The organism is Virgibacillus doumboii (assembly GCF_902806455.1).
In the GTDB taxonomy this organism is placed as follows: domain Bacteria; phylum Bacillota; class Bacilli; order Bacillales; family Amphibacillaceae; genus Lentibacillus; species Lentibacillus doumboii.
The window spans coordinates 539,112-565,696 of the sequence record NZ_CADCWQ010000002.1; the positions used below are offsets into that span (position 1 = coordinate 539,112).

At 40.3% G+C, this 26,585-nt stretch carries 30 protein-coding genes; 20 read left to right on the plus strand and 10 right to left on the minus strand.

The window, feature by feature from the left end; all coding sequences use genetic code 11:
- The first annotated feature begins 2 nt into the window (after positions 1 to 2).
- From G6R02_RS19220 to G6R02_RS20285, 6 genes are read left to right on the plus strand one after another with little or no spacing between them, the layout of a single operon-like run.
- Positions 3 to 3,008, plus strand: a complete 3,006-nt coding sequence (locus G6R02_RS19220; protein WP_164670971.1) for a phage tail spike protein — start codon at positions 3 to 5, stop codon at positions 3,006 to 3,008.
- Positions 3,009 to 3,389: a hypothetical protein gene (locus G6R02_RS19225; protein ID WP_164670972.1), complete on the plus strand. Its 381-nt coding sequence runs from the start codon at positions 3,009 to 3,011 to the stop codon at positions 3,387 to 3,389.
- Positions 3,382 to 3,597, plus strand: a complete 216-nt coding sequence (locus G6R02_RS19230) for a hypothetical protein (RefSeq protein WP_164670973.1) — start codon at positions 3,382 to 3,384, stop codon at positions 3,595 to 3,597. Before G6R02_RS19225 ends, G6R02_RS19230 begins: the two co-directional genes overlap by 8 nt.
- A 38-nt stretch (positions 3,598 to 3,635) precedes the next feature.
- Entirely contained in the window at positions 3,636 to 3,974 is a 339-nt protein-coding gene (locus G6R02_RS19235; RefSeq protein ID WP_164670974.1) for a hypothetical protein, read from the plus strand.
- Between the two features lie 14 nt (positions 3,975 to 3,988).
- A complete protein-coding gene (locus G6R02_RS19240) occupies positions 3,989 to 4,216 on the plus strand; it encodes a phage holin (protein WP_164670975.1) in 228 nt (75 codons plus the stop codon).
- Positions 4,217 to 4,235: 19 nt separating this feature from the next.
- A complete protein-coding gene (locus G6R02_RS20285) occupies positions 4,236 to 5,045 on the plus strand; it encodes an N-acetylmuramoyl-L-alanine amidase family protein (RefSeq protein WP_164670976.1) in 810 nt (269 codons plus the stop codon).
- Positions 5,046 to 5,159: 114 nt separating this feature from the next.
- Here G6R02_RS20285 and G6R02_RS19980 read toward each other — a convergent pair whose 3' ends face one another.
- Positions 5,160 to 5,303: a hypothetical protein gene (locus G6R02_RS19980; RefSeq protein ID WP_205520261.1), complete on the minus strand. Its 144-nt coding sequence runs from the start codon at positions 5,301 to 5,303 to the stop codon at positions 5,160 to 5,162.
- 233 nt (positions 5,304 to 5,536) lie between these two features.
- Here G6R02_RS19980 and G6R02_RS19250 point away from each other — a divergent pair, with 233 nt between their 5' ends.
- Both G6R02_RS19250 and G6R02_RS19255 read left to right on the plus strand, forming a co-directional pair.
- The gene (locus G6R02_RS19250; protein ID WP_164670977.1) at positions 5,537 to 6,265 is read left to right on the plus strand and encodes a GAF domain-containing protein; all 729 of its coding nucleotides are present in this window, start codon (positions 5,537 to 5,539) and stop codon (positions 6,263 to 6,265) included.
- Positions 6,240 to 6,422: a hypothetical protein gene (locus tag G6R02_RS19255; RefSeq protein WP_164670978.1), complete on the plus strand. Its 183-nt coding sequence runs from the start codon at positions 6,240 to 6,242 to the stop codon at positions 6,420 to 6,422. Before G6R02_RS19250 ends, G6R02_RS19255 begins: the two co-directional genes overlap by 26 nt.
- A gap of 50 nt (positions 6,423 to 6,472) precedes the next feature.
- On the opposite strand, the gene G6R02_RS19260 is transcribed toward G6R02_RS19255, so the two are convergent.
- Positions 6,473 to 6,664 (minus strand): hypothetical protein, encoded by a 192-nt coding sequence (locus G6R02_RS19260; RefSeq protein ID WP_164670979.1) that lies wholly within the window; start codon positions 6,662 to 6,664, stop codon positions 6,473 to 6,475.
- A 143-nt stretch (positions 6,665 to 6,807) separates the two neighbouring features.
- Positions 6,808 to 7,014: a hypothetical protein gene (locus G6R02_RS19265; RefSeq protein WP_164670980.1), complete on the minus strand. Its 207-nt coding sequence runs from the start codon at positions 7,012 to 7,014 to the stop codon at positions 6,808 to 6,810.
- Between the two features lie 107 nt (positions 7,015 to 7,121).
- On the opposite strand from G6R02_RS19265, the gene G6R02_RS19270 reads away from it, so the two are divergent.
- Positions 7,122 to 7,349 (plus strand): hypothetical protein, encoded by a 228-nt coding sequence (locus tag G6R02_RS19270; protein ID WP_164670981.1) that lies wholly within the window; start codon positions 7,122 to 7,124, stop codon positions 7,347 to 7,349.
- 19 nt (positions 7,350 to 7,368) lie between these two features.
- Here G6R02_RS19270 and G6R02_RS19275 read toward each other — a convergent pair whose 3' ends face one another.
- On the minus strand, positions 7,369 to 7,683 hold the full coding sequence (locus G6R02_RS19275) for a YhjD family protein (RefSeq protein ID WP_164670982.1): 315 nt from the start codon (positions 7,681 to 7,683) through the stop codon (positions 7,369 to 7,371).
- 286 nt (positions 7,684 to 7,969) lie between these two features.
- Between G6R02_RS19275 and G6R02_RS19280 the strand changes: the two genes are divergently transcribed.
- Positions 7,970 to 8,632: a TraR/DksA C4-type zinc finger protein gene (locus tag G6R02_RS19280; RefSeq protein WP_164670983.1), complete on the plus strand. Its 663-nt coding sequence runs from the start codon at positions 7,970 to 7,972 to the stop codon at positions 8,630 to 8,632.
- 33 nt (positions 8,633 to 8,665) lie between these two features.
- Here the strand turns inward: G6R02_RS19280 and G6R02_RS19285 are convergent, their stop codons facing one another.
- Together G6R02_RS19285 and G6R02_RS19290 are read right to left on the minus strand one after the other, a co-directional pair.
- Positions 8,666 to 9,472 (minus strand): ABC transporter permease subunit, encoded by an 807-nt coding sequence (locus G6R02_RS19285; RefSeq protein ID WP_164670984.1) that lies wholly within the window; start codon positions 9,470 to 9,472, stop codon positions 8,666 to 8,668.
- Positions 9,469 to 10,359 (minus strand): ABC transporter ATP-binding protein, encoded by an 891-nt coding sequence (locus G6R02_RS19290; protein ID WP_164670985.1) that lies wholly within the window; start codon positions 10,357 to 10,359, stop codon positions 9,469 to 9,471. The genes G6R02_RS19285 and G6R02_RS19290 overlap by 4 nt, the downstream gene beginning before the upstream one ends.
- Before the next feature lie 147 nt (positions 10,360 to 10,506).
- On the opposite strand from G6R02_RS19290, the gene G6R02_RS19295 reads away from it, so the two are divergent.
- Together G6R02_RS19295 and G6R02_RS19300 are read left to right on the plus strand one after the other, a co-directional pair.
- Complete coding sequence (locus G6R02_RS19295; RefSeq protein ID WP_164670986.1) at positions 10,507 to 11,094, plus strand: TetR/AcrR family transcriptional regulator; 588 nt, start codon at positions 10,507 to 10,509, stop codon at positions 11,092 to 11,094.
- A gap of 53 nt (positions 11,095 to 11,147) precedes the next feature.
- On the plus strand, positions 11,148 to 11,354 hold the full coding sequence (locus tag G6R02_RS19300) for a zinc ribbon domain-containing protein (protein WP_164670987.1): 207 nt from the start codon (positions 11,148 to 11,150) through the stop codon (positions 11,352 to 11,354).
- Between the two features lie 374 nt (positions 11,355 to 11,728).
- On the opposite strand, the gene G6R02_RS19305 is transcribed toward G6R02_RS19300, so the two are convergent.
- The gene (locus G6R02_RS19305; protein WP_164670988.1) at positions 11,729 to 12,517 is read right to left on the minus strand and encodes a zinc ribbon domain-containing protein; all 789 of its coding nucleotides are present in this window, start codon (positions 12,515 to 12,517) and stop codon (positions 11,729 to 11,731) included.
- A gap of 172 nt (positions 12,518 to 12,689) precedes the next feature.
- Positions 12,690 to 14,024: a S1C family serine protease gene (locus tag G6R02_RS19310; protein ID WP_164670989.1), complete on the minus strand. Its 1,335-nt coding sequence runs from the start codon at positions 14,022 to 14,024 to the stop codon at positions 12,690 to 12,692.
- Between the two features lie 168 nt (positions 14,025 to 14,192).
- On the opposite strand from G6R02_RS19310, the gene G6R02_RS19315 reads away from it, so the two are divergent.
- The 5 genes from G6R02_RS19315 (at position 14,193) to G6R02_RS19335 (ending at position 20,064) form a co-directional block, all read left to right on the plus strand.
- Positions 14,193 to 14,879 (plus strand): response regulator transcription factor, encoded by a 687-nt coding sequence (locus G6R02_RS19315; protein WP_164670990.1) that lies wholly within the window; start codon positions 14,193 to 14,195, stop codon positions 14,877 to 14,879.
- Positions 14,880 to 14,881: 2 nt separating this feature from the next.
- On the plus strand, positions 14,882 to 16,201 hold the full coding sequence (locus tag G6R02_RS19320) for a sensor histidine kinase (protein ID WP_164670991.1): 1,320 nt from the start codon (positions 14,882 to 14,884) through the stop codon (positions 16,199 to 16,201).
- Between the two features lie 61 nt (positions 16,202 to 16,262).
- Positions 16,263 to 18,092 (plus strand): translational GTPase TypA, encoded by a 1,830-nt coding sequence (typA, locus tag G6R02_RS19325; protein WP_164670992.1) that lies wholly within the window; start codon positions 16,263 to 16,265, stop codon positions 18,090 to 18,092.
- A gap of 474 nt (positions 18,093 to 18,566) precedes the next feature.
- Positions 18,567 to 19,622 carry a PQQ-dependent sugar dehydrogenase gene (locus tag G6R02_RS19330; RefSeq protein ID WP_164671148.1) on the plus strand — a complete coding sequence of 352 codons (1,056 nt, stop codon included), beginning with the start codon at positions 18,567 to 18,569 and terminating at the stop codon, positions 19,620 to 19,622.
- A 142-nt stretch (positions 19,623 to 19,764) separates the two neighbouring features.
- On the plus strand, positions 19,765 to 20,064 hold the full coding sequence (locus tag G6R02_RS19335) for a YkvA family protein (protein ID WP_164670993.1): 300 nt from the start codon (positions 19,765 to 19,767) through the stop codon (positions 20,062 to 20,064).
- Between the two features lie 67 nt (positions 20,065 to 20,131).
- Here G6R02_RS19335 and G6R02_RS19340 read toward each other — a convergent pair whose 3' ends face one another.
- Positions 20,132 to 20,608, minus strand: coding sequence for a YusW family protein (locus G6R02_RS19340; protein WP_164670994.1), 477 nt, complete (start codon positions 20,606 to 20,608; stop codon positions 20,132 to 20,134).
- Between the two features lie 193 nt (positions 20,609 to 20,801).
- Here G6R02_RS19340 and G6R02_RS19345 point away from each other — a divergent pair, with 193 nt between their 5' ends.
- Complete coding sequence (locus G6R02_RS19345) at positions 20,802 to 23,075, plus strand: outer membrane protein assembly factor BamB family protein (RefSeq protein WP_246202677.1); 2,274 nt, start codon at positions 20,802 to 20,804, stop codon at positions 23,073 to 23,075.
- Positions 23,076 to 23,455: 380 nt separating this feature from the next.
- Here the strand turns inward: G6R02_RS19345 and G6R02_RS19350 are convergent, their stop codons facing one another.
- The gene (locus G6R02_RS19350) at positions 23,456 to 24,631 is read right to left on the minus strand and encodes a PQQ-dependent sugar dehydrogenase (protein ID WP_164670995.1); all 1,176 of its coding nucleotides are present in this window, start codon (positions 24,629 to 24,631) and stop codon (positions 23,456 to 23,458) included.
- Between the two features lie 178 nt (positions 24,632 to 24,809).
- On the opposite strand from G6R02_RS19350, the gene G6R02_RS19355 reads away from it, so the two are divergent.
- On the plus strand, positions 24,810 to 26,105 hold the full coding sequence (locus G6R02_RS19355; protein WP_246202678.1) for an arsenic transporter: 1,296 nt from the start codon (positions 24,810 to 24,812) through the stop codon (positions 26,103 to 26,105).
- A 29-nt stretch (positions 26,106 to 26,134) separates the two neighbouring features.
- Positions 26,135 to 26,554 (plus strand): arsenate reductase (thioredoxin), encoded by a 420-nt coding sequence (gene arsC, locus G6R02_RS19360; RefSeq protein ID WP_164670996.1) that lies wholly within the window; start codon positions 26,135 to 26,137, stop codon positions 26,552 to 26,554.
- Positions 26,555 to 26,585 lie beyond the last annotated feature (31 nt).

The following is a 26,585-nucleotide window of genomic DNA, read 5'->3' on the forward strand; positions in this document are numbered from 1 at the left end:
CTATGGCGTTAATCCATATAGAAGACAAACAAACAAATAGAATACTAGATTATATCCCTGAAGAATATTACCGGAATGAGATTCGCAAACGTGAATTAAACAACAGCAGCGATGTTTTCGATTTTGAAACCTTTTCCGATAAATGGTTTTCCAAGTTTATTAATAACCAAAATCGTGTTGTCATCCCCGATAAGCAATTTGGCTTTGCGGAATTTGTGATAGATGAATTTGAGAAAACGATTGACAAACAAATAATAGTTTACACCACAAACAGCTTTTTGTTACTTAAAAAGAGTAAACCGATAGCGCCTTTTGAGTCATCAACCGACACCGCAACCAAGCACGTTACTGATGCATTAGCAGATAATGACGAATGGCGAGTTGGCAAGATATCACATACGACTTTGCGGTCATTTGAGGTTGAAGAATATACGAATACGTATAGCCTTTTAAAGTTAATTGCCAGCACATTCGGCTTAGAGTTACAATTCCGCATCGCTATCGAAAACGGCGAGGTAGTGCGTTACGTTGATATGGTTAAAAAAATCGGCGCATGGAATGGCTTTGAAATAGCTTACAGCTATAATATGAAAGGTGTTAAACGAAAAAGCAAATCAAGTCATATCGTCACCGCATTAATGGGTATAAGCCCTGCTGACCAAGACGGCAATCGAAAAACGGTTTTAGTCACAAACGAGGAATCTAGACAACGCTGGGGTTATGTCGGCAAAGACGGGAAGAAGCAACACTATTACGCTGTTTATTATCCCGAATCAACTGACCAAGACATGAGCGAAGATAGGTTGCGTACTTTAACCGAAAATGAACTCGAAAAGCGTATCGATGCTAAGTATGAGTACGAGGTAGACTTTGAGATTTTTGATGAAGAGGTCTATTTCGGTGATGAAGTGAGGGTGCGAAATGAGGACTTTAATCCGCCTCTTTATTTAGAAGCACGGGTACACTCGTTAGAAGAAGGGCTGAAAAAGTCTAGCAAATCAAAAGCTACACTCGGCGATTATGTAGAGTTTACACAAGCCGAAGCAACAGCGCTGTTTAAGCTATTGCAGAAAAAAGTGGCAAGCAAAATTGAACAAGCTGAATTACGACAATACACCTACGATAAACTCACAATCGACGGTAAAGATACAACCGTATTCGAGGAAGGAAAAACATTCGCTGAACTTCAAGCCAGCAACGCACAAACAGCAGCAGAAAGTCACGCTGATACAGTTGCTAGTCAAGCACAATCCGCTGCTGAGAGTTATGCCGATACAGTAAGCGGTCAGGCTCTGATTAATGCTAAGGCATACTCTGTTGCACAAACTGTATATGACAACAAAATGACCGAGATTGCGAATGATTTAGCGGATAAATCTAGCATTGCATACGTTGACGGTCAGCTGGTCGATAAGGCAAACAAGAATGACGTGTACACCATAGCAGAGATTGATAACCGCCTATTAAACTATGTCGGCGTGACAGAGTACCAGACGGATATTGACGGAATTGTGACGGATTTGGAAAGTCACAGTACTCGTTTAGGACAAAATGAGACAGCGATCGGATTGCATGCTAATAGCATTAATATGCTTGAGGATACGGTGAGTGACAATTCAGCTACTTTAAATGTGCAAGCAGGGTTAATAGCTAATAAAGCGGAATCAACTGTTGTGGACGATGTGAGCGCAAGGGTAACGACTGCCGAACAAAACATTAATGCGCTTGAAGGTGCAATTGTTACAAAAGTGGAAGAAAATGTTGTCAATGCACTTGAAAGCAGAGTAAGTAGTGCCGAATCGACAATTACACAGCATGCTAATTTAATAACTTCGAAAGTTGACGACGGGGAAGCGCGGTCCATATTTAGGCAAGAAGCCGGTTCATTTACTTTTGACGCAAATCAAATAAATTTCGATGGGCATGTGTTTGGTACGAATGCTACTTTTACTGGTGTATTGAGCGGTGTTACGGGGACGTTTAGTGGAACCGTAAGTGGTGGCAGGTTAGTTACTAACGGTTCAAATTCTAATGTCACTATTGTAAATGGTGAGATAACTGGAAATGTAAATCGAAGTGGTTATAATACAAGATTTAATCTCGATGGACTCGGTTTAAGCTTTAAACAAGACAACGGGAAGGTTAACTACATTGGAAGCGACGGAATTATGCTAAATTCGGACGGTTCTACTGAGGGCGGATGGACCGGTGGTGTTTCTGTATATAGTACATTAGACTATTCACCAAGAGGCGGCAGTTCATTAGTAGACGTAATAAATATTAGTGGTGGTGCTGACGGATTTATTGGCACAGACGGCGACCTGGTAATAAACGGGTGGATATTCTCACCAGCAATTGATTTTAATCCGCGGCAACCAGGAAGTAATATTTATTTACGGCCAGAGCATTCGGGCGCAGAGGTAAGGGCAACTGTAACATTGACGACCAACCAATACGTAGCAATGCGAGCTAAAAAATTTGTGGGCGACCCGAATGATTACACTTGGATTGAAGGCGAGGACAGGACGGTCATTATCCAATCAACTGGTGGCCAAGAAATATACATGAGAGCCAATAACGAGGTAAGGGCAGCTAAACCGGATACATGGTATGATTATATACCATTCCGTGCCAGTGGTTTTCCAACGGGGTCATTAGCTGAATATAAACAGGATATTGTACCCCATAAAGATAGTTTTTTAAAAGTAATTAACCAAGCAACCTTGTATGATTATCGATTAAAAACCGAAGCGGCTAATGGTATAGATAAAATAAGAACAGGTCTCATCATTGGGGAAGGTTATAATACACCAAACACAATAATAGATGGTGATGGCGTGGAGCAATACCTAATGAACAGCTACTCATGGGGAGCTATCCAAGAGCAATACCAACTTTTTTTGGGTCATAACGAGGAAATTAACTGGCTCAAGATGAAAACTCAATTGCAAGACGCAAAGATTATTAACCTTGAAAATAGAATCAAACAATTGGAAGGAGTTGCTTAAATGCAAATATCTGTACAAAATGTATTTAATTTAGCAGAAGGGCTTACAAGTATATCCGAAAAAGAGCTCCCTATTGCAGTAGCTTTTAAATTGCAACGAATCAATCGGCTTGTGGGAAATGAGTATAATACAGCTCAAAAAACACGCTCCAAGCTACTTGAGAAGTACAAGGAAAAGGACCTGGAAAACGGAAAAGTGAAATTGAAAGAGGAAAAACTGGATGATTTTAATAAAGAAATTGATGAGTTGATGAATCAGAAGGTCAAAATTGATATCCAAAAAATATCTATTGATGAACTTAAAAGCACAGGTGTTACCGTAACACCTAAAACACTAGGATTGTTGCACGCTATTTTAAAGGAGGAAAAGAAGAATGATTGAAAACATGGAAATTAATTTGGGTACCATTCAGTTTGTGACTGCCGGGGAGGAAGATTTAGTTCATATACATTTCCGGAGTGTTGATTCAGAAAATCAACTTAACATGAACGGGTATGTACCGGTAACGGTAGCTGAATATGAAGCTGACGCAAGTGTTGAAGGATTGAAAAAATTAGTAAAAAAGAAAGTATTAGAGCGCCTAAAGTAGAGGCGTATTTTTTATGTCAGAAATAGAGGGGGTCGAGCATGCCGGACAACAAGGAAGTGGAGGACATGAAAGAATTTATGACGGTTCTGATGGAAGTCAAGGTCTCGCTTGCTGACCAAAATGCCAAGCTCGACAGTCTACTGGACATGAAGCCAAAGATTGAATCGGCTTATGAGACGGCCAATAGTGCTGATTATCGCTCACGTGAAAATGAAAAGGATATTGAGCGTGTGCAGGAAAAGGTCAGCACAAAGGCTAACAAAGCGGATGTTGAGCGCATTGTAGAGGAAAAGGATAACTGGAAAAGGAACCTACCTGGATGGGCAGCGGTAGTGATTGCAGCTATCGCTTTAATTATGCCTTATTTTATTAATTGAAGGAGGTGATATAGATGGACAAAGGAACTGTTGTAAGAACTATGGCATTGGCCATTACATGGATTAATGTTGTTCTGGCTAATTACGGATTGCAGCCTATTCCAGTTTTGGATGAAGAAGCAATCTCTTATGGATTAGCTTTTATTGCTTCTGTGTGGACATGGTTCAAAAATAACTATGTGACTGCCAAAGGTGGATTGCAAAAGAAGGCTTTGCAGGCTCAAGGATTGGCTAAAAAATAATAAAAAGGAGATGTCACTTATGACTTTAAAATTATATTTGGATCCAGGACATGGTGGTAACGATCCAGGTGCTGTTGGAAATGGATTGCAGGAGAAAGATGTTGTATTGGATATGTCTTTGCAAATCCGTGACTATTTACTGGAACATTATGAAGGTATTGAGGTTAGAATGAGTCGTACTGACGATACATTCTTATCTCTGCAGGAGCGTACAGATGTTGCAAATGCTTGGGGTGCTGACATACTTTTATCTGTTCACGTCAATGCAGGTGGAGGTACTGGTTTTGAGTCTTATGTATATCCAGGCGTTGGTGCTGAGACAAAAGAATTGCAAGATAAAATCCATAACGAATTGATGAATGATACGTATGCAGATTTTCGGGATCGCGGGCAAAAAACTGCTAACTTCCATATGCTGCGTGAATCAGCTATGCCTGCAGTTCTAACAGAAAACCTGTTCATTGACACCCGTAAGGATGCTGATTTTCTGAAGCAGGAAAAGCAAAAAAGAGATTCTGCTATTAACCATGCGCACGGGATAGCTAAATACGCTAGCCTTAATCGGATTGAAAAGTCTAATCCTAAGCCGAATTCCGGACCAGAAGGATACGTCGGTAAGCGTGTTGAATCCAAAGTAAACAATTTGCGCTTCTACAACAAACCAACATGGTCAGATGACGGACTGGTAAACACCATTGATAAAGGCTGGGGATTTCCAGAGATTGTCGATAAAGTGAAAGTTGGATCCGGCCATCAGTATAAAGTCAAAAACAGCAACGGTGATGTGTACTATATTACTGCTGCTGAGAAGTTTGTACGTGTAGAATAATAAAGCCCCACAATAATGTGAGGCATTTTGAAGGGGAGAATCGGGTCCTCTTTTATAGTTTCCAAATCGAATTAAAATATACAAAAAGCCCTTCTCGTTGTGAGAGGGGCTTTATTAAAGCTCTGGCTCATCATAATAATGAAAACCATCCTCAATTTTTTTGTTGCAGGCTGTACAATATTCCCAATACCCGAACATTTCATTATCTGTGTATATTCCACTACCGTTATTGCAAATGCAATAATCTTCTTCTTTCATATGTCCATCCTCCTTCAAGTTTCAAAAACTTTTATGTCACAAGTATATAATAATGTGACAATTTTAAAAACATTTATAATTAATTCACTTTTTAGCAGGATTTAATATATTTATGTCGAATCCGATATAATATATAGATATTATCATCAAAAAAGGGGGCGTGAAGAATAAGTGAAATATATAATAGTATTATTGAAGCAGTACCGTGGTTCCCGCAGATAATTGCATCTTTATTGATAATACTACTTGTTGTTATTATAATTAAAATCATATTCGGTGAACCGAAATCTTATAATTTTTGGGGAATACAAATAGAACCAAATAGAGCTATAGGAAAAATCCAACAACAATTTCGTGATTTGAACGAGCATAGCGAACATAAAACTCAAGTGTTAAAGTTAATTAATCAATCTTCCTGGACTATATCCCAATTGGGGAAAGTAAACCCAAAAGAGTTTCACGAAAAGTTAATAGCGTTCTATGACTTTTTCTTGCCAGGAATTATAGGATTAATGACGAAAGAAAAAGGAAATATACATAGAGTAGCAATTTTTCATAAAAATGATAACAACTGCCTGAAGATTTTATGGGGTAGTGGTTATTCACCGGAAGGAAAAGAAAAGTTAGAGCTCAGTTTGCATGACAGTAAAGCAGGGTATTGTTTTATAAATAACAAAGAATATTGCAATGGTGATATTACTCAAGATCCTAGTTATAAAAGAAATCCAAAATCATCAAGGGAATATAAGTCGCTTTTATGTGTACCAATATCTTATGGTGGTGAAACAATTGGAGTATTTAATATTGATGGTTTAAAAAGTAATTCTTTTGACAAGGATGACATAGACTATATTAATTATTTCGCTAATTCAATTTCACCCCTTCTATACCGTGAACTGCTTATTATAGATGAATTAAACAAAAGGGAGGCGTTTTATGATGAAAAAGAAAGAAGTAGCTGAAAGGAAAGATGTACTTCTTAGACAGATGTATGAGTCTGGTGAATTAAGCGCTGATGAATTTTTGGAAAAGTTATTTTCTACACGGGAGGCTGACAGGAAAAGAAGGAATATAGTTAAAAAGAACGAAAAGTCAACGGGAAGTTTGCAGGAAGCGTAATAAATTGTAATAAATTCGAAGCCCTCATTCCGAGGGCTTTTTTTATGTATTCACTTCTTAATCCTATATTTCTGAAACCTCTGCTCAACAAATCCTATCTGTATCAAATTATTTATATTTTCCCTTACTTGCTCATCTTCTTCAATTTCTACCGCTTGAGGATACTTCTTATCAAGTTCAACAAGGATACCCACTTCGATAAGGTTAAGATTATTTTCCTTAGCTATTTTTAAAAAGTTCATAATACACACCTTTTTTGTTAAACGCAAAGCCATAGCATTGCACTATGACTTCGCTGTTTTAGAGGTAACAACGTCTTGGGGGATAGTTGTTACAATAATTATTATGCCACTCGTTATTACCAGTTTCAACAACATTCATATAACTATTCTGTAACATCGGTGTAAACAATTTTTACTTTACTAGACAACTTTGCACAAATCTGATCGCACTCGTCTTTGCTAGGAGTATCTGCATAACCACTGTATTTTTCCCTTATCATTCCTTCATCGTCGAAAATATATTGCTCATAATCACTCCAATACTTTAATTCACCGAATCCGGCCAAATGTCCTTCAATTTTCTTTTCCATAAGAAAGCACCTCCTACAACTACAATCGAACCGCAGCTGCAAAAGGTGGCATAAAAAAATAAACTTTTTAATTTTATTTTGGTGTATAATTAAAATGGTGATGCCAAATGAAATGGAAAAGAGCTCCTCGTCGCGGCAACTATAAATTGGTTGCGACTTTAAAGCAGGAAAACGATATTGGAATAATTGTTTTATGCCCAGACAGACGTAACTACAGTTGGAACAATGTGCCTGAATTACATAATGTTGAGCTTAGAGAATATTTATTGTCTCTGAAGGAAGGCATAGAAAAAGGCTGGTATGATGTTGATTTGTTAGAACAGGAAATAAATTGAGCCCCATTCCCTGGGGCCCTTAATTTATCCAAGCTTTATCTTTAAAATGTATATTTACCTTCTCAAAATACTCTCGGACAACCTCACTAGTCATTCCCCGTAATTTGTTTGGACTGAATTCGACTTCTTCATTATTAATCAAATACCTGGTTTTATCCAAACGCTTAACCTTTTGATACCCAATGTTTGCTAAGTCTTTTTGCATATTTTTAATAGTGGTATCGATCAATGATTCATAAATACGATGTGTTTTGAGTGACTGGAATACTTGTTTGTCATGCTGCAGTACCTTAATTGCGAGAGGTAGGGCAATAAACTTTTCTATCGTATTCATTGTATCCACCTTTCAGAACGTTTGTTCCCATTATAAATTCTAACGTAAAAAGTCACAAGAAGGTAACGTAAAAAAATAAAACGATGCAAACATACGTTCTTTTTTGATGTAATTTCATTAAAAAACGTTGTTATTATACTCTAAAATAATCCAAGAAATACCGAAAAAAACGTGTTCTAAATTGACATGATTTGGGAGCGTAAATAAAGTATCAATGATGCTATTTTACACATAGTATAGTTAGCGATTCATTTAGCTTTTAAGTTATGAATGGAGGCTGACTTCTATGATTACGAATGATCAATTGAACCAATGTAAATCAGCTTTACAGGAACGTCAGACAGAATTAATCGATCATGTGCAGGACCATTTTGGTATCTCACTCGAATTGATAAAAGAATCGACAAGTGAATTATCCAATTATGATAATCATCCCGCAGACCATGGGACAGCGATGTTTGAGCGGGAAAAAGATATAGCACTGAATGAACATGCTGAAAAAGAACTGGAAGATATCAATGCAGCTCTTCATGCGATAGCGGATGGAACATATGGAATTTGCAGCAAATGTGGAGCCGATATACCTTTTGAACGTTTACAGGCAATGCCTACTGCAGATCGTTGTGTGGAACATGCGGAAGATACCAATTACATTCCGGACGATCGCCCTGTCGAAGAGGGAGTTTTCAGTCCAAACATTAACCCCGATGAAGTTACTGAAGAAGAACAGACGGCTTATGATGCGGAGGATGCCTGGCAGGAAGTAAGCAGGTATGGAACATCGGAAACCCCTTCAGACTTTTATGGTGATCGTGATAATTATGACGAAATGTATCCAAACAGTGATGAAAATGTTGGCAGTGTTGAGGATGAGGAAAGCTTTTTGGCAGCTGATCGGGAAGGTAACTTTACAGGAGTGACATACAATCATAATAAATATGAGGAATAGCCGTGCACCTGAGAAGATGCACGGCTGGCTAATTTAAAGTGGCAGGTCACGTTTTTTGAAGATGATAACGGCTGCAGTAAATAGTGTAATACCTGCAATGCCAAGACCAACGCTTACAGGGAGGATATTGACTGATCCCTGTGCAATTTCGGTTGGCTTATATGCGGTAAAAATCGTAATATATTGCATCCAATCCAATTTATCACTGATACCTGCAACCATATCAATTGCAAAAAATGCTACGGAGATCCCGCCGCTGATTCCAAGTACTTTCTTTTCATCGTTTAACAAACAGGAAAAGAAAAAGCAATATCCACTGACCATAAAGAAAAATAAAAATGTCACGACGTTGAGTTTTACAAAATTGGCTACATCAAAATCGTTAGTTTCAATAAAAATATCAGCTCCAACGACACCCGAAATCAGTGTGATACCAACGATAAGAAATAGACCCAGAACCATGACAGCAATTTGGGTCATGGCTACTTTTGTCCGGGATAATCCACTGGACAGGAGATAGGCCATGGAACCTCTGTCGACAAGACGTGCAATCAGCTGTGTGGCTGTGGATACACAATATATCAGCAAAATGATTATAAGTAAAAGTCCATAATATTCCCCTGCAACAAACCCGCTTAAATTTTCAATTCCTCCACTAAAACCGAATGCACTTAAAAAATCTTCCGGAAAAGCTTCCAGCATCAATTCAAGTCCTTTAGAGTCCGCGAGTGATGGGTAGATCCAGATGACAAGTGATAAATAAAGGATGGAACCAAATGAAAAACTGGTGATTGTTTTCGTTTTATTTTTCAACATGGTTCCGAAAAGTGATTTGTTCATTTTTGATCACCATCCTTCTCATAGAAGTGCATGAAAATATCCTCCAGATTCTGGTGATGCACATCGATACTAATGATTCCGCAATTGCTCAATTCCTGGACAAATTGTTCAAAATCTCCCTGCACCGCAATTTGAATATTGTTCTGTTCGACTGCAACAACATCGAGGGGACTTTGCTTAATTGCATCGATGTCTTCCTCCGCTTTAACAGTTACATTAAAGATTTTGCGTTGTATGGACTGCAGTCTTTGTACTTTCTCAATGGCAACAATCCTGCCGTCCTTAATAATCCCAACGCGGTCGCTTGTTCGGTTAATTTCTGCAAAACTGTGGGATGACATCAGAATGGTTTTTCCTTTTTCTTTTTCGTCGTTGATCAATTCGATGAATGTGTTTTGCATTAACGGATCCAGTCCGCTTGTCGGTTCATCCAAAATCAATACTTCGGGATCATGCATAAATGCAGCAACAATTCCCAGTTTTTGCTTCATCCCTTTGGACATCTTTCGAATCGGAGTATTGACGTCGAACTGCAGCAGGTCAATTAGTTCTCCTTGCCGTTTTGTACTTTTCATGCTACGCATTCCGGACAGAAATTTAAGAAACTCATGACCGGACATCCCTTCCAAAAATGCTATTTCACCAGGTAAGTAACCGACTGACTTTTGAATGGTGGAGCTGTCCTTCCAGCAATCAAACTTATTAATTTCCGAATGCCCGCTTGTTGGTTTCATGAATCCCATCAAATGCCTGATTGTGGTTGATTTTCCGGCACCATTAGGACCAAGAAAGCCAAAAACTTCACCTTCATTAACCGAAAAGGTGATGTCAAAGATTCCCTTGCCATTTGGAAACCGTTTGGTTAAACCATCAATTGTAATTGGCATAATATTCACCCTCTTATTTAATATTTATGAAATATATATACCTTTATAGTTCATAATATACAAAAATAAGGCTTATTTCAATAGGTTATGAAATATTTATATTGTTTTATTTCATAATTTTTATTATCATGATAATGAGGTGAAAATATGGACGGGTTTCAGCGGCGAAAGGAACGTAAAAAAGAAAGCATTCAGAGTGCAGCATTGGCTTTGTTTAAAAAATATGGCATAAAAAAAATATCTGTAGCGGAAATTGCTAAAGAAGCAAACGTTTCACAGGTTACGATATACAATTACTTTGGAAGCAAGGATGACCTTGTCCATGCTGTTATCATTTATTATATTGATGAGGTATGGCAGGATTATGAACAACTCCTCGAAAGTGACTTATCATTTCATGAGAAAATCAGGCAGGTGATTTTTAAAGAAGGAGAACTGGCCGGTCAGATAAGTGAGACTTTTTTTGGTGAGTTTATGAAACATTACAGTGAAGCGGAAAAATATATTGATGATCATTTTCAAAATAAGATCCTTCCAAAACTGATTCGTTTTTTTGATGAGGGGAAAGAACAGGGATATATAAACCCTGACATATCAAATGAGGCAATTCTTTTTTACAGCCAAATGTTTATTGAAGCCATGCAGCGTGAGGATGTATATACTAAAGTTCTTCCAATGGCAGAAGATATTGTAACACTTTTCTTTTACGGTATTTTTGGTAAAAATAAGGAGTAGCCTGAAACCATACATGCATTTTTTTCGTATGTATTATTAAGGAGTTGATTTACATGGAAGAGAATAAAGGCTGTATCAAATGTGGCAGCACGGATGCTGATCAGAAAGAAGTATCGATGGCAGGGACAGGCTTATCCAAGATGTTTGATGTACAAAACAATCAATTTATTGTTGTTTCCTGCAAAAACTGTGGCTACTCCGAGTTCTACAATAAGAAAAGTTCAGCAGGCAGCAATATTTTCGACTTTTTCTTTGGGTAATACAAAAGAGGCTGGGACAAAAGTATTTTATCAATAACAAAATCCGAACATATTGAAAATGGAGCATAAAACCGCTCCGGGAATATACTTCGCTTTCACACCTCCGGGTACCAAGGCGACATCTGCTCAAAAAGTACGATTTCGCAGTGTCTTCTTAGCCGGGGGCGGCTGGTGAGCCTCCTCGTGCTAGCGCACTTCGGAGTCTCACCGATGCCTTTCCTCCCCCAGGAGTCTACGTATATTCCCTCCGCTAATTCCGTTCATTGTTCGTCTTTTGGTAACACTTTTTTGTTATGTCCCAGCCCCTTTATATATGCTTCAATTTACACGGACACTTATTCTTATTAAATCCATGTAATTTCCCTTTTTCCAAACTAGAAATTACGCATCATCGTGTCCATAATGGTTCCAAAAATGGATTCCAGGAATGATTGAATGAAAAACCCGAACACTAATAACACGATAATATACAGGCCAAGCAAAATATAAATCCGGTCAAATCCACTAGGTGGCTGTTCCATTAAAATAAACGTTGGTGCAATCAGTAGTATCCCGAGAAAGCTTATAGAAACGAGCAACCCGGCCAATGCGGAAATACCAATTAATGAGAATAAAAGGCCTGCTGCATATAACAGTAAAAACGGAATCAGGTATGCACCATATTTTGCAATAACATCAGGGAATGTAACTGCCTGTACCGATAATTTCCCGCCGGCAAAAATCAGACCGGCAATAACGAAGAACAGAATGATGAAAACAACTAATGGCAGAATAAAGCTGTCAAAAAACGATATTTCCATAAAGAATCCCATCGGAATGGAACTAATCATAAAATGGTAGCTCAATGCAACCAGCAATGAAAATATGACATATGTAATTATGCCTGAACTCATATCAGATCCGTTGGCTTTTCTGGCTTCGCTCGGATTCTTGACGAGTGCTCCAAAAAAGTGGCCAAAATTGGACCCTGTCGTTTTAATCTTTTCCACCGTTTCATTCGATGTTTGTTCCGTATGATTATTCGGTTGTGACGGTTCTGTAGAGGTAGTGCTGGCCGTTGAGTCAAATCCAGCATTGGAGCTGTTATTATTAACTAACTCCGCCCCACAATTTGTGCAAAACTTTCCCTCAGCTGTCTCTTGCCCACATGCAGGACATTGCATAAAATCACTTCCTTTACAAATTATATAAATGGTAATAAGTGCATATAAGTCCATTATATACTTTCGACATAAACAAAGAAAATCCTTGTATTCATAAGTTGAAAAACAATGAAAAATCCCGTACCACCTTTCAAAATGATACGGGATTTTTTCTGTTTCTATACTGCTCTTTTTATTCCTGCCCGCGTTCGGCGAGTTTCAATTCAACTGTTTGAGCTTTGCCATCGCGATAGACTTCCAGTTTCACTGTTTCACCGATTTCTGTTTCAGAGTATAGATATTTTCGTAAATCAAGCAATGAAGTAATTTCATTACCATTGATTTTTGTAATAACATCAAATTGCTGCAGCCCTGCTTCCGCTGCCGGTGATCCCTGATGTACCTTTGCGATCACCATACCACCTTTAACATCTTCGGGAAGTTCAATTTGTCCACGGTACTGTGGCGGTACCTGGTTAAATGCTGCTGTACTGATTCCGATAACCGGTCGGGAAACTTCACCTTCTGTCTCGAGTTGTTTTATGATTGGCATTGCTGAATTGATTGGAATCGCAAACCCAATTCCTTCTACAGCGGTGTTTTTTATTTTCATTGAGTTAATTCCGATGACCTTGCCTTCTGAATTGACTAGTGCACCACCACTGTTACCAGGGTTAATCGCTGCGTCTGTCTGAATAACTTCGGTAATCCAGTCCGGTTGCTGGTCGCCATTTGTATCAATACTTACAGAACGGTCAAGCCCGCTGATTATTCCTTTTGTTAACGTGTTGGCGAAATTCATGCCCAATGGATTACCGATTGCAATAACCGTTTCACCAACTTTCAAATCTTCTGATGAGCCGAGGTTGGCAACTGTATTTACTTTTTCACCATCTACCTGGAGAACCGCCAAATCTGTCAGTGGGTCCGCACCTAATACTTTTGCTTGCAGCCGGGTGTCGTCATTCAGTACAATTTCCACTTCTTCTGCACCTTCTACAACATGCTGGTTTGTTACTACATAAGCTTTACCATCTTTTTTCTTATAGATAATACCTGAACCCGATCCGGTTTCCTTACTTGGTGTCCAGACATTTTGCTGCTGCAGGTTAATAACGCCTACCACTGCCTTGGAGGCCTCCTCCATATTTGTGGCGACATTTGCATCCGCTGCAACAGTTTTGGCGATTTCAGGTGTTTCGGATTCATTGTTTTGTGCAGAGGCAGAGCCACTTGAGCTGTCATTATTTAAAGGAATAACGTTTGTTGTGAACAGTAAAGCAACAATTACAGCTGAAATAACACCGCCAATTATTCCGCTTAATAATGACTTGGAGCCGGAATTCGACTTAGAAGCTTTCGGCTGTTTTGGCTTTGCGTTTTGTCGTGCCGCCTGTGCAATTCCTTGCTGTGTATCTTGCTGTTCCGTATTTTCAGCCTGCTTCTGATTATCTATCGTATCTTCTTCCTGATTATTTATCTGGTTTTCTTCATACTCATGTTCATTGTTATAATCATTTCGTTCCATGATGCATCAACCTTTCGTAATTATGATTACAATTCTTATTGTAGAGATTGCATTTGGTATGACTTTGGTACAAATGTGGAAAAAGTGTGTAATTTGCTTTTTAGTGTTCACATTCCCAAACTTATGTAAAAATAATCTTAGAGGAAAAATGACGAGGAGTGCATGCGCATGAACAATCATATTGGAGTTGTAGAAGATGACAGTAACATCCAAAGTATTGTTTCCGCTTATTTAAAAAAAGAAGGTTATAACGTTACGGTGCTGGATTCCGCTGAAAAGGCGTGGGAGCTCTGGGAGACACAGCCGCCGGATATGTGGATACTGGATATTATGCTCCCGGGTATGGATGGTTATGAGTTTTGTAAAAAAATCCGTAATGAGAGTGATGTGCCAATTATTATTATTTCAGCCAAAGATGATGAAGTCGATAAAATCCTTGGACTTGAATTAGGTGGAGATGATTATTTAACCAAGCCGTTCAGTCCGCGGGAATTGATTGCACGTGTAAAACGTGTTTTGAAGCGCTCTAAGCCAAAAGTGGAAGTGAGTGGAGCGGAACATGACAGGCTGAAAGTTGATAACTTGCTAATCCATCAGAGTGATCGCCGGATTTTTTGGAATGGTGTGGAACAGGATGTCACTACTAAGGAATTCGAAATGCTTCAGTTATTTGCGGAAAATGTGAACAGAGCCTTTTCCCGTGAGGAGTTACTGATAAAAGTTTGGGGAGAGAACTATTTTGGCAGTGACCGTGCTGTCGATGATTTAGTCAAACGAATCCGTAAAAAATTGACTGATATCCCGCTGGAAACCGTATGGGGCTATGGATATCGGTTGCGCAGTGAAGAGGAATAACGATGAAACTTCAATCACAGCTTAATGTAGCTTTTACAACACTGCTTTTAGTCATCCTTACTGTTACAGGATTTGTCATCTATTCGTTAATCCTGGATATGCTGATTGAGGATGAAAAGGCGGAGTTGAAACAAAAAGGTGAATTACTTGTTCAGGTGCTGAACGAACAGTATGGAAGCGGGCGGAGTATTCAGGGTTTCAGTGACTTTTTGGAAGAACAGGATCTGCAGCTCTTCCTTTATGATCGTCGGCAGAATCGAGTCCTGTATTATACCATGCCGAAGCGGTTTGTAGAGGGATTCTCCCGAAATAATTATTTTCAAAATGGAGAAGCGGATTTGTGGGAGGTTGGAAGCAGCAAATACGTGACGTCGCGCATTTTATTTTATCCGGAAAGTACCGGGTTGGAACTTATTCTACTGACACCATTAAACGATTTGCAGGCAGTTCAGCAGGATTTTTTTCAACGGATGATGATAGTCTTCATAGCCGGTGCAATCGCAGCTGTCCTGCTTAGTTATTTTCTGACAAACAAGTTAGTTACACCATTGACCAAATTAAAGCGGCAGCTGAAAAAAATAGAACGACGTAAGTTTGATGAATTGGAACCGATAAAGGCAACCGGCGAAATTAAAGAAGTCGAACAAAGTGTCTATGAAATGGCATCTGAATTGGAGCGGTATGTGAAGTCACAGCAGGCGTTCTTCCAAAATGCCAGTCATGAGCTGAAAACACCATTAATGACAATTCAAGGGTATGCGGAAGGAATCAGGGACAAGGTTTTTGATGAGGAAGATCAGGAAAAAGGCCTTGAAATGATGGTCACGGAAGTTAAACGGCTTAAAATGATCATTAATGAAATGATTCTTTTGGCGAAGCTTGACAGTGAGCAGGAGGTATACCAGCCAGAGGAAATTGAATCATCGGAATTAATCAGTCAGGTACTGGGTCGTACGTTGCCAATGGTCAATGAAAAAGGGATAACGATAAATCACGAAACAGAATCCGGCGGCGCGCTGTATGTTGATCAGGAAAAACTCCTGCGGGCACTGTTGAATATAACGTTTAATGCGATTCGTCATGCAAAATCCCGGGTTGATATAACCGCCAATAATGCTGTTATTATTATCGAGGACGATGGTGACGGGATAGCAGAGGAACTGATTCCGCATATTTTTCACCGGTTTGTTAAAGGTAAAAATGGGGAAACGGGTCTTGGGCTGGCCATTTCACGGGCAATCATTGAACAGTCCGGTGGAAAAATCATGGTTCGTGACTCTAAGCTCGGGGGAGCAAAATTTATTATATCTTTTGTTCACTAGCGTTTTATGATACAATAGGATAGTTTGAGTCATCTCGACATACAGAGGAGCGTACTTTTTTATGCAATTAAGAGAAGATATTCGTAACATCGCTATTATCGCCCACGTTGACCATGGCAAAACGACACTTGTCGATCAGCTGTTAAAATATTCCGGAACGTTCCGTGAAAATGAACAAGTGAACGAACGCGCGATGGACTCCAATGATATTGAACGTGAGCGCGGCATTACGATTTTAGCGAAAAACACAGCGATTAAATATAAAGATACCACCATTAACATTCTCGACACCCCGGGCCACGCGGACTTTGGCGGGGAAGTGGAACGGATTATGAAAATGGTTGACGGTGTTATTTTAGTAGTTGATGCCTATGAGGGAACGATGCCGCAAACCCGTTTCGTACTGAAAAAAGCATTGGAACAAAAACTGACTCCAATTGTTGTTTTAAATAAAATTGACCGTCCGAATGCACGTCCAAATGATGTGATTGATGAAGTATTGGACTTGTTTATTGAACTTGGAGCAGATGATGAACAGCTGGAATTTCCGGTTGTTTATGCATCAGCTTTGAATGGTACTTCAGGAGAAGAACCTGAGGAACAGTCAGAAACAATGGACCCGGTTTTTACTACGATTCTGGATCATATTCCTGCACCACCGGATACAAAAGAAGATCCGTTGCAGTTCCAGATAACATTGCTTGATTATAACGACTACGTAGGCCGCATTGGTGTTGGGCGTGTTGTTCGCGGCAAAATCAGTGTCGGACAGCAGGTTGTCGTTATGAAAAAAGACGGTACGGAGAAGCCTTTCCGTATCAGTAAACTGTTCGGCTTTATTGGACTGAAACGTATGGAAATTCAGGAAGCACAGGCTGGTGACATTGTTGCAATAGCCGGTATGGACGACATTAATATCGGAGAAACCATTTGTGCACATGACCATCCCGAAGCACTACCATGGCTTCGGATTGATGAACCAACATTGCAAATGACATTTCTTGTGAATAACAGTCCGTTTGCTGGCCGTGAGGGTGACTATATTACTTCCCGTCGAATTGAAGAGCGTCTCATGAAGCAGCTGGAAACAGATGTCAGCTTGCGTGTTGACCCAACTGAATCACCGGATGCCTGGACTGTTTCCGGACGCGGCGAACTGCATTTATCGATTCTGATTGAAAACATGCGCCGTGAAGGCTATGAGTTACAGTTATCCAAGCCGCAAGTAATTATCAAAGAAATTGATGGTGTGAAATGCGAACCGGTTGAGCGTGTGCAGGTTGATGTGCCGGAAGAGTATACCGGTGGGGTTATGGAATCACTTGGAGCACGAAAAGGCGAAATGCTCGATATGGTTAACCAGGGAAATGGACAGGTTCGTCTCGAATTTAAAGTGCCATCACGCGGATTGATCGGCTACTCAACCGAGTTTATGTCACAAACACGCGGCTACGGTATCCTGAATCATTCGTTCGATGCCTATGAACCACTTGTAAAAGGTCAGGTTGGCGGACGTCGTGAAGGTGTTCTTGTTGGCCTTGAAAATGGCAAGGCATCCACTTATGGCATTATGCAGCTTGAGGATCGCGGCGTTATTTTTGTCGAGCCTGGTACAGAAATTTATGCCGGTATGATTGTCGGTGAGCACAACCGCGAAAATGACCTGACAGTTAATATTACAAAGGAAAAACATTTAACAAACGTTCGTTCAGCAACAAAAGACCAGACAGCGACAATCAGGAAGACACGTGAAATGTCGCTGGAAGAAGCGATTGAATATTTGAATGATGACGAGTATTGTGAGGTAACACCGGAATCAATCCGTCTTCGTAAAAAAATCCTGAATAAAAGTGAACGTGAAAAAGCAGCCAAGAAATCGAAATTGGGATAAGTTGCTGAATTATAAGGCGGCGGAGTGCATGTGTTTGTGCTTTCGCCGTTTTTTTGTGGATGTGAAGTGGTGGCGGGCGAGATATGCGCGGATATATCAGGAGAAGAATGAATTTATCGGGAGAAGAATGAATTTATCAGGAGAAGAGCGAATTTATCAGGAGAAGAGCGAATTTATCAGGAGAAGAGTGAATTTATCGGGAGAAGAATGAATTTATCAGGAGAAGAATGAATTTATCAGGAGAAGAATGAATTTATCGGGAGAAGAATGAATTTATCAGGAGAAGAGCGAATTTATCGGGAGAAGAGTGAATTTATCAGTAGAAGAATGATTTTATCAGGAGAAGCACACCAACATCACGAACCAGCAGTGCACCCAATCCACCAAAATAGTTGAAGTACACTACTATCGCGGGTACACTAAAACAAACTATGAAACGCGAGGTGGTTCCAGATTCGATATCTAATCATATTGATGACAATCACGATTGTGCTTGGTGCATGCGTACAGCAGGAAACACCGGAACAGGAAGCGGATCAAACATTGCAGGAAGACACTGATTCGGAAAAACAACTTGAGGTCATTGCAGAAGATCTTAAGGAGCCCTGGGAGATTGTCAAAACGGGTGATACATTTTATATAAGTGAGCGGAGAGGCAGTATTGTTAAAATTCAAGACGGCAAAAAAACCCGAATGCCCGTACAATTTTCGGAGGATCTTTCCAATCAGCCGGAAGCTGGTCTATTAGGTATCGCGTTTCCGGAAAACTTTAACGAGACAAGCACGGGGTATGCTTATTACTCCTATCAGGAAAATGAAAACTATTATCAGCGGGTTGTAAAAATTCAATCGCAAAATGACAAGTGGAAAGAAACAGCAACCCTTCTGGATAAAATTCCAGGCGGTCAATTTCATCAGGGTGGCCGTATCGAAATCGGACCGGACAATAAACTGTATATAACAACCGGTGATGCAACGAATCCTGAATTATCCCAGGACCTGAATAGTCTAGCGGGAAAAATTCTGCGCATGAATCCGGATGGAACAATACCTGAAGATAATCCATTTGAAAATTCTTATGTTTATTCATATGGACACCGTAATCCACAGGGCCTTGCCTGGAATGAGGATAATCAATTGTACGCTACCGAACATGGGTCAAGTGCGCACGATGAAATCAACCGGATTATCAAAGGAAGGAATTATGGATGGCCGGCAATCCGAGGGGATGAATCGGCCCCACAAATGAAAACACCGATTATTCACTCCGGAAATGATACATGGGCCCCTTCTGGTATGACATATTTTAACAGCAACTTTTATTTTGCTTCACTGGCGGGTGAAGGTTTGCGCCAATTTGATCCGGAAAAGGAATCGCAGACACGAATCATATCTGATGTCGGGCGTGTTCGGGATGCACTGGCAACTGATAAAGGGATTTATTTTATCACAAATAATACCGATGGCCGTGGAACTCCTGCTGAAAATGATGATCGGTTGTTATTTTTGCTGCAACAGGAACTGAACTGAATGATATTAGCTGTTTTGCACAAATTATCGCAAAGCAGCTTTTTAATCACTGTAATTTGGGTAATTAATTAGTATATAACTTGTCCTGCTATATGTAATTTACCTGGATATGCTATAAATATATAAAAGGCAGGTGTTACAAATGGGAAAACTTTTTAAACGCGGCAGGTTTTTGCTGAAATTTCATAAATCGATTCCATTTGTTAAAGACTTTTTTATATCGAAAGAAGTAAATATAATGACCAAAGTGTTCTATGCACTATTAATTATCGGTTACATTGCTTTTCCATTTGATATTATACCGGACTTTCTATTTTTGTTCGGGATTTTTGATGATATTGCCATTGCCGCTTTCCTATTGCAAAGGATGGTTAAAGTTGCACCGGAAACATTGAAAGAAAAACATGATTTGCAGGAATCCAACGACCAGCAGAGTCAGTGAAAATAAAAACCGTTTCCATAAAAAAGCTGAGTTTTCACTGCGCTTTCAGGAAACGGTTATTGTAATACTATTGCTTCACCTCATATGTTTTTTCTACTCCGTCCGAAAAGGTTACCTGCAGTTCAGCTTTCAGAAAATCTTCCGGCAAATCAAATGCTGCGATTGATTCTGCAACGGCTTCTTCATCAGTCATATCCGGATTAAGTTCTAATTCCTGCAGAACCGGGAACATCTCCTTAAACGCATCTGATCCCCGTGCGGTGACATCAACAAATGGATTATAGAATTCAGCTTCAATCAGACCTTCTTCATTTGCAATTTCCCCTTCAAATTCAGTCCCATCATATAAAACATCAAAGTCATAAACAGTATAATCCAACTGATTCATCTTATCTCCCATATCAGTCTGGTTCATTACCGGCTGACTTTCCATGTCACTCTGTTGCTGATCAGAATTCTGCTTGGAATTTTCGTCGTCATTTCCACAAGCCGTTATCATGAAAACTGATGCAAAAATGACAGTAAACATTATCAGTTTTTTCATTACTGGATACCTCCTTTTTAACTTTATTGGCATTATCTCCATTTCCACAGCCGGATATTCATTTTTTCATAGAAAAGCTGCTATTTTCACAGATTTCATGAATAACGTAATTTCTCGCTTCCTATTCTGGTTATTTTTAAAATACTGGGGCAAATTACAAGTAACCATTTTAGAGAAAGGAGCTTCTGAGTGAATGGAAAAAATGGATAAAATGATGTGGATTGTCATTCTTACTGTCGCAATCATCGCTATTGGTGGTTATTTTACTTTTCAGAGTGTCACTCAAGATGAACAAGCTGATGCTCCTAGTGAAGATACAAAAAAGAAAGAGGATAGCAAAGGAGAGAAACAGGATAAGGACTCAGAAGGCAAGGAAGTGGAGAACAGATCATCTGCAGAACATCAATCCTGGCAGCATATGAAATACCCGGGAGAACTAGCTCCGGACTTTTCAGGAGAACAACTTACTTCTCCCCCTGCCAATAACTGGATTACATTTGGTGGAAGCATTTTTAATGGCAGGTATTCAACGTTAAATCAGGTAGATGCGTCCAATGCAGCTGATTTAAAAGCTGATTGGGTTACCAGCCTTGGTTCGGGGTTTTCTTTTAAATATTCTGGTGAAGCGACTTCACTTGTTTATGATGGGGTGATGTTTACCATTACAGGTGCAAATAATGTCACCGCATTGGATGCAACTACCGGGGAGATTATTTGGGAGTTCCGTCCGAAACTGGCTGAAGACCTTGACACGCTTTGTTGTGGGTGGGCAAGTCGTGGTGTTGCGCTTGGAGATGGAAAAGTGTATGTCGCTCTATTAGACGCAAGATTGGTGGCTCTTGATCAAAAAACCGGTAAAGTCGTGTGGGAAACACAAGTTGATGAATGGGAAAAAGGATATACCATCACAAGTGCACCACTATATTATGATGGAAAAGTTTACACCGGAATTGCCGGTGGTGAATATGGAATTCGTGGATATGTTGCAGCCTATGATTCAGATCTCGGCAGACAAATCTGGCGAACATATACGGTGCCGGGACCCGGTAAGAAAGGGCATGAAACGTGGCCACAGAATAACGATGCCTGGATAAAAGGCGGTGCACCAGTATGGCAAACACCAGCTGTCGACCCCGAGCTTGGCATGATTTATTTTGCAACCGGTAATACATCTCCTGACCTTGATGGCAGTAGACGGGAAGGGGATAATTTATTTACTGATTCCGTGTTAGCACTGGATGCAGACACAGGTGATTATGAATGGCATTTTCAGCAGGTACATCACGATATATGGGACCTGGACTCAGCAAACCCGGTTGTTCTATATGATGTAAAAATAGACGGTGAGATGCGAAAAGGAATTGCCCAGGCCAGTAAAACAGGCTGGGTATACATGCTGGATCGGACTAATGGTGAACCGCTGATTGGTATCGAAGAACAGCCGGTACCTCAAAATGAAAATCAGAAGACGTCACCAACACAACCAATTCCAAAAGGGGATGCATTTGTACCCCAGAATATAACGGAAGAGGATATTAAGCAGGATCTTCCGGAAGGTTTCAATGGTAAGACGGGGGAAATTTTCACACCTTTTTGGGATGAACCGGTTACTGTTAAACCGTCACCACAGGGTGGGGCGAATTGGCCGCCATCCGCATACAACCCGAATACAGAACTGTTTTATGTGTTAGGGAATGATACTTATTTCGCGTATGCACACTATGCAGAGGATGAAGCCAATAAATTTGAAGAGGGAAAAGAATGGATTGGCAGTGTCTGGCAGCCTGTGCAGGATGCGCCAGCTAAGGGTACCGTGACCGCATTGGACATTCAAACGAATGAAATCGTCTGGCAAAAAAATTGGGATACAATTGCCTACAGTGGAATCCTGACGACTAATGGAAACCTCGTGTTTGTTGGTCATAACGATGGTCGGATTATTGCATATAATGCAACTAATGGTGACAAGGTATGGGAATTCAAAACAGATGCTGGTGCGAATGCGCCGCCAATAACTTACAAGGTAGACGGAAAACAGTATATTTCCATATTCTCTGCAGGAAATTCACTCGCCGGAACAAAACATGGAGATAAGATTTACACTTTCTCATTGGAAGGTGAATATGGATCAACCAAGGATATTCCGGAAGACGCCATTAATTCATCACCGATTAAGAGTGATGAAACGAAAGAACAAAAAGAAGAAAACAGTGGGCAAGGTTCAACAGTCGGAAACGGTCAAAAAATATATGAAAATAACTGCCTGTCCTGTCATGGCGCAGAAGCGGTAGGAGGACATAATGGACCTAACCTGCAGAATAGTCCTATGCTCAATGACGACGAAGCACTGCTTAAACAAATAAAGAAAGGCGGCGGAGGGATGCCGCCGTTTGAAGGAACACTAAGTGAAGACGAAATAAAAGCAGTTGCAGAGTACCTGAAGAGTTTGGGTAAAAAAGGAGATTAGGAAAAATAAAAGAGGTTGGGACACAAGTATTTTATCAATAACAAAATCCGAACATATTGGAAATGGTGCATAAAACCGCTCCGGGAATATACTTCGCTTTCACACCTCCGGGTACCAAGGCGACATCTGCTCAAAAAGTACGATTTCGCAGTGTCTTCTTAGCCGGGGGCGGCTGGTGAGCCTCCTCGTGCTAGCGCACTTCGGAGTCTCACCGATGCCTTTCCTCCCGTTAGAAGGAAGGCCGACTAAAAGCGGCCTTTGCGGCCAACGTCGGCATACCCCTTTGAAGGGGCATATATTCCCTCCGCTATTTCCATGCATTGTTCGTCTTTTGGCAACACTTTTTTGTTTTGTCCCAGCCTCTTTTTGTTAATGTTTATTCATTCAGATGTATTTGCTTTTTCCGTGTCTGTCAACGGTATAGAGATCATGCGGTCATCTTTTTCCTTCGGCTCTCCCCGGCTGTCATGGTTATTGGTTATTGTAAACAGCGAGTCATCTTCAATCAAAACATCCCTCAGTCTGCCAACATCACTGAAAAATTCATTGGTTTCGCCATTGGCAAGATTATAGGTGAAAATTTTGGCGCCTGCCAATGAAGCAATATACAGTTCCCCGTCATCATATGCCATCCCTGATGGTGCCCATGTGTCGTCGCCTGAATGGTGGAGGGGAGTAACCATATTCTCTGCTTCTTCATTACCCTGGATTTCAGGCCAGCCATAATTTTTTCCGGCCTCGATTAAATTGATTTCATCGTGACCATCTTCCCCGTGCTCAGAACTATAAAGGTTTCCTTCATCGTCCCAGGCAAATCCTTGAGGGTTACGATGACCATAGGAAAATACGTAGGAACCTTCAAAAGGATTATCGTTAGGAATATCTCCGTTTAATTCCATACGCAGGATCTTTCCTGCCAGATTGTCCAGGTCCTGTGCATATTCGGGTTGCCCGGTATCGCCGGTAGTTACATACAACATGCCATCCGGACCAACCTGGATTCTGCCGCCATTATTAATTTCGCCGCCGGGTATTCCCTCCAAAAGAACATCCTTCTCTTTCCACACGTTGTCCTCCAGTGTCAGGGAAACAATTCGATTTAATATTTCCCCATCTTTTTCATACGTGTGGTAAGCAAGTGCCATGTTCGTTGCCTCAAATTCAGGTACGAGGGTAAAACCTAGAAATCCGCCTTGACCTTTATGGAGAATTTCCTCTGTAACATCAACACTTTGCACGTCAACAAGACCGAATTCACCATTAATTCGAATCACCGTTCCATCCCGCTGACTCAGGAAAAAGTTGTTTCCACTTTTATTGATGGTCCAGGGAATAAAAAGGTTATTCGCATCGATACTGCCATCATCTGAAGAGACTACTTCTATGGATCCTTCCGATACCTTAACAGCATCCTGTTGATATAAAGCTTCATCTGTATTCGTAGATGTTTTGTTATCGTCGTCAGCATTATTTTTGTCCGAAGTGAAAAGAAATGCCAGTCCGACTGCAAGTATAAGTCCCAGAATACTTAAATACAGATAGATAGATTTTTTCAAAATAAAACACCTCCATTCATTTCATATCACCATCAGCATGGCCCATTTCAAAAGAATATAAACATTATGAATTTACTCGGAAAACTGGAACTTGATTTACATTGATATACTTATTGGAGCAATTAATTATATAATGTGAGGAGTAGTTAAGGTAGTTATCAGTTCAGGAGGAATACATTTGGATTCACAAACAATCATTGCAATAGCAATATTTTTGATCACACTGATATTAATTATTTGGCAGCCAAAAAATTTAGGAATCGGCTATACCGCATGTTTTGCGGCACTGATTGCACTTTTGGCAGGAGTTGTCACATTTGATGATGTCATTGCAGTTGCGGATATCGTTTGGAATGCGACGCTGGCGTTTGTAGCGATCATCATCATTTCACTAGTTCTGGATGAAATCGGGTTTTTTGAGTGGGCCGCACTGCACATGGCGCGGATTGCTGGTGGCAATGGGGTGAAAATGTTTATTTACATATCCATTTTGGGAGCTATCGTGGCAGCATTATTTGCCAATGATGGTGCAGCTTTGATCCTGACCCCGATTGTACTGGCGATGGTGCGGGCACTTAACTTCAGGGATGCGTTTATTTTGCCGTTTATCATGGCGAGCGGATTCATTGCTGACACGACATCACTGCCATTCGTCGTCAGTAACCTGGTAAACATCGTTTCAGCGGATTTCTTTGGAATCGGCTTTTTGGAATATGCGTCACGGATGATCATTCCGAATATATTTTCATTATTTTCCAGTATCATCGTTCTATATCTCTTTTTCAGAAAAGATATTCCGAAGAATTACGATATGAATCAATTACAGACACCGCGCAGTGCAATTAAGGATGAAAAAATGTTCCGTCTGTCATGGATGGTCTTAAGTATTCTGTTAATCGGCTATTTTACAAGCGAGTTTTTTCAGATTCCTGTTTCGATTATCGCAGGAACAATTGCAATTATCTTTTTGCTCTTGGGAAGCAATAGCCATGCTGTGGAGACCGGGAAAGTGCTCAAGGGCGCACCTTGGGCAATCGTATTTTTCTCCTTGGGGATGTATGTCGTTGTATACGGGTTGCGTAATGTCGGCCTGACCGACCTGCTCGCAAATGTACTGCGTGCAGCGGCCGATCAGGGACTGTTTGTCGCAACGATGTCGATGGGCTTTATCGCAGCTGTTTTATCGTCTGTTATGAATAATATGCCTACAGTTATGATTGACGCACTGGCTATCGCCGACACAAATGCCACAGGAGTTATCAAAGAAGGGCTTATTTACGCAAACGTGATAGGCAGTGACTTAGGACCGAAAATAACACCAATCGGTTCGCTCGCAACCCTTTTATGGCTTCATGTTCTAAAGACAAAAGGCGTCCGTATTTCATGGGGTTATTACTTTAAAGCAGGGATTATATTAACGGTTCCTACATTGTTTATCACACTGCTTGGATTGTATATAACATTACTGCTGTAAAATCAAGAACTATTAGAGGAGAATGCTGTATGCCACAAAAACCAATTCTATATTTCCTGTGTACCGGGAACTCATGTCGAAGTCAGATAGCTGAGGGATTTGGGAAGAAACATTTAAGTGATGAATGGGAAGTAAAAAGTGCAGGGATTGAAGCGCATGGTCTGAATCCTTTAGCTGTAAAGGCAATGGATGAGGCCGGTGTCGATATTTCCAGGCAGGAATCCAGTGTCATTGATCCGGAAACCTTAAATAATGCTGATCTTGTTGTGACATTGTGCGGTGATGCCAGAGATAATTGTCCAATGACACCTCCACATGTAAAAAAAGGTCACTGGGGATTTGATGACCCCGCAAAGGCTGAAGGAACAGATGATGAAAAGTGGGATGTATTTCGTCGTGTACGAGATGAGATAGAGCAGCGGATTATACAATTCAAAAATGCGCAGTAGTTAAAAAGTCGAGAGTGTATCCGAAAATGGA

What these genes read in the sequence shown, in the direction of transcription:
- G6R02_RS19240 (WP_164670975.1), top strand. Translation starts at nt 3,989, where the DNA reads ATGGACAAAGGAACTGTTGTAAGAACTATGGCATTGGCCATTACATGG.
- G6R02_RS19230 (WP_164670973.1), top strand. Translation starts at nt 3,382, where the DNA reads ATGATTGAAAACATGGAAATTAATTTGGGTACCATTCAGTTTGTGACT.
- arsC (WP_164670996.1), top strand. Translation starts at nt 26,135, where the DNA reads ATGCCACAAAAACCAATTCTATATTTCCTGTGTACCGGGAACTCATGT.
- G6R02_RS19275 (WP_164670982.1), bottom strand. Translation starts at nt 7,683, where the DNA reads ATGAATACGATAGAAAAGTTTATTGCCCTACCTCTCGCAATTAAGGTA.
- G6R02_RS19235 (WP_164670974.1), top strand. Translation starts at nt 3,636, where the DNA reads ATGCCGGACAACAAGGAAGTGGAGGACATGAAAGAATTTATGACGGTT.
- G6R02_RS19265 (WP_164670980.1), bottom strand. Translation starts at nt 7,014, where the DNA reads ATGGAAAAGAAAATTGAAGGACATTTGGCCGGATTCGGTGAATTAAAG.
- G6R02_RS19340 (WP_164670994.1), bottom strand. Translation starts at nt 20,608, where the DNA reads ATGAAAAAACTGATAATGTTTACTGTCATTTTTGCATCAGTTTTCATG.
- G6R02_RS19295 (WP_164670986.1), top strand. Translation starts at nt 10,507, where the DNA reads ATGGACGGGTTTCAGCGGCGAAAGGAACGTAAAAAAGAAAGCATTCAG.
- G6R02_RS19310 (WP_164670989.1), bottom strand. Translation starts at nt 14,024, where the DNA reads ATGGAACGAAATGATTATAACAATGAACATGAGTATGAAGAAAACCAG.
- G6R02_RS19290 (WP_164670985.1), bottom strand. Translation starts at nt 10,359, where the DNA reads ATGCCAATTACAATTGATGGTTTAACCAAACGGTTTCCAAATGGCAAG.
- typA (WP_164670992.1), top strand. Translation starts at nt 16,263, where the DNA reads ATGCAATTAAGAGAAGATATTCGTAACATCGCTATTATCGCCCACGTT.
- G6R02_RS19305 (WP_164670988.1), bottom strand. Translation starts at nt 12,517, where the DNA reads ATGCAATGTCCTGCATGTGGGCAAGAGACAGCTGAGGGAAAGTTTTGC.
- G6R02_RS19980 (WP_205520261.1), bottom strand. Translation starts at nt 5,303, where the DNA reads ATGAAAGAAGAAGATTATTGCATTTGCAATAACGGTAGTGGAATATAC.
- G6R02_RS19345 (WP_246202677.1), top strand. Translation starts at nt 20,802, where the DNA reads ATGGAAAAAATGGATAAAATGATGTGGATTGTCATTCTTACTGTCGCA.
- G6R02_RS19285 (WP_164670984.1), bottom strand. Translation starts at nt 9,472, where the DNA reads ATGAACAAATCACTTTTCGGAACCATGTTGAAAAATAAAACGAAAACA.
- G6R02_RS19270 (WP_164670981.1), top strand. Translation starts at nt 7,122, where the DNA reads ATGAAATGGAAAAGAGCTCCTCGTCGCGGCAACTATAAATTGGTTGCG.
- G6R02_RS19225 (WP_164670972.1), top strand. Translation starts at nt 3,009, where the DNA reads ATGCAAATATCTGTACAAAATGTATTTAATTTAGCAGAAGGGCTTACA.
- G6R02_RS19300 (WP_164670987.1), top strand. Translation starts at nt 11,148, where the DNA reads ATGGAAGAGAATAAAGGCTGTATCAAATGTGGCAGCACGGATGCTGAT.
- G6R02_RS19315 (WP_164670990.1), top strand. Translation starts at nt 14,193, where the DNA reads ATGAACAATCATATTGGAGTTGTAGAAGATGACAGTAACATCCAAAGT.
- G6R02_RS19220 (WP_164670971.1), top strand. Translation starts at nt 3, where the DNA reads ATGGCGTTAATCCATATAGAAGACAAACAAACAAATAGAATACTAGAT.
- G6R02_RS19335 (WP_164670993.1), top strand. Translation starts at nt 19,765, where the DNA reads ATGGGAAAACTTTTTAAACGCGGCAGGTTTTTGCTGAAATTTCATAAA.
- G6R02_RS19320 (WP_164670991.1), top strand. Translation starts at nt 14,882, where the DNA reads ATGAAACTTCAATCACAGCTTAATGTAGCTTTTACAACACTGCTTTTA.
- G6R02_RS19260 (WP_164670979.1), bottom strand. Translation starts at nt 6,664, where the DNA reads ATGAACTTTTTAAAAATAGCTAAGGAAAATAATCTTAACCTTATCGAA.
- G6R02_RS19330 (WP_164671148.1), top strand. Translation starts at nt 18,567, where the DNA reads ATGACAATCACGATTGTGCTTGGTGCATGCGTACAGCAGGAAACACCG.
- G6R02_RS19255 (WP_164670978.1), top strand. Translation starts at nt 6,240, where the DNA reads ATGATGAAAAAGAAAGAAGTAGCTGAAAGGAAAGATGTACTTCTTAGA.
- G6R02_RS19280 (WP_164670983.1), top strand. Translation starts at nt 7,970, where the DNA reads ATGATTACGAATGATCAATTGAACCAATGTAAATCAGCTTTACAGGAA.
- G6R02_RS20285 (WP_164670976.1), top strand. Translation starts at nt 4,236, where the DNA reads ATGACTTTAAAATTATATTTGGATCCAGGACATGGTGGTAACGATCCA.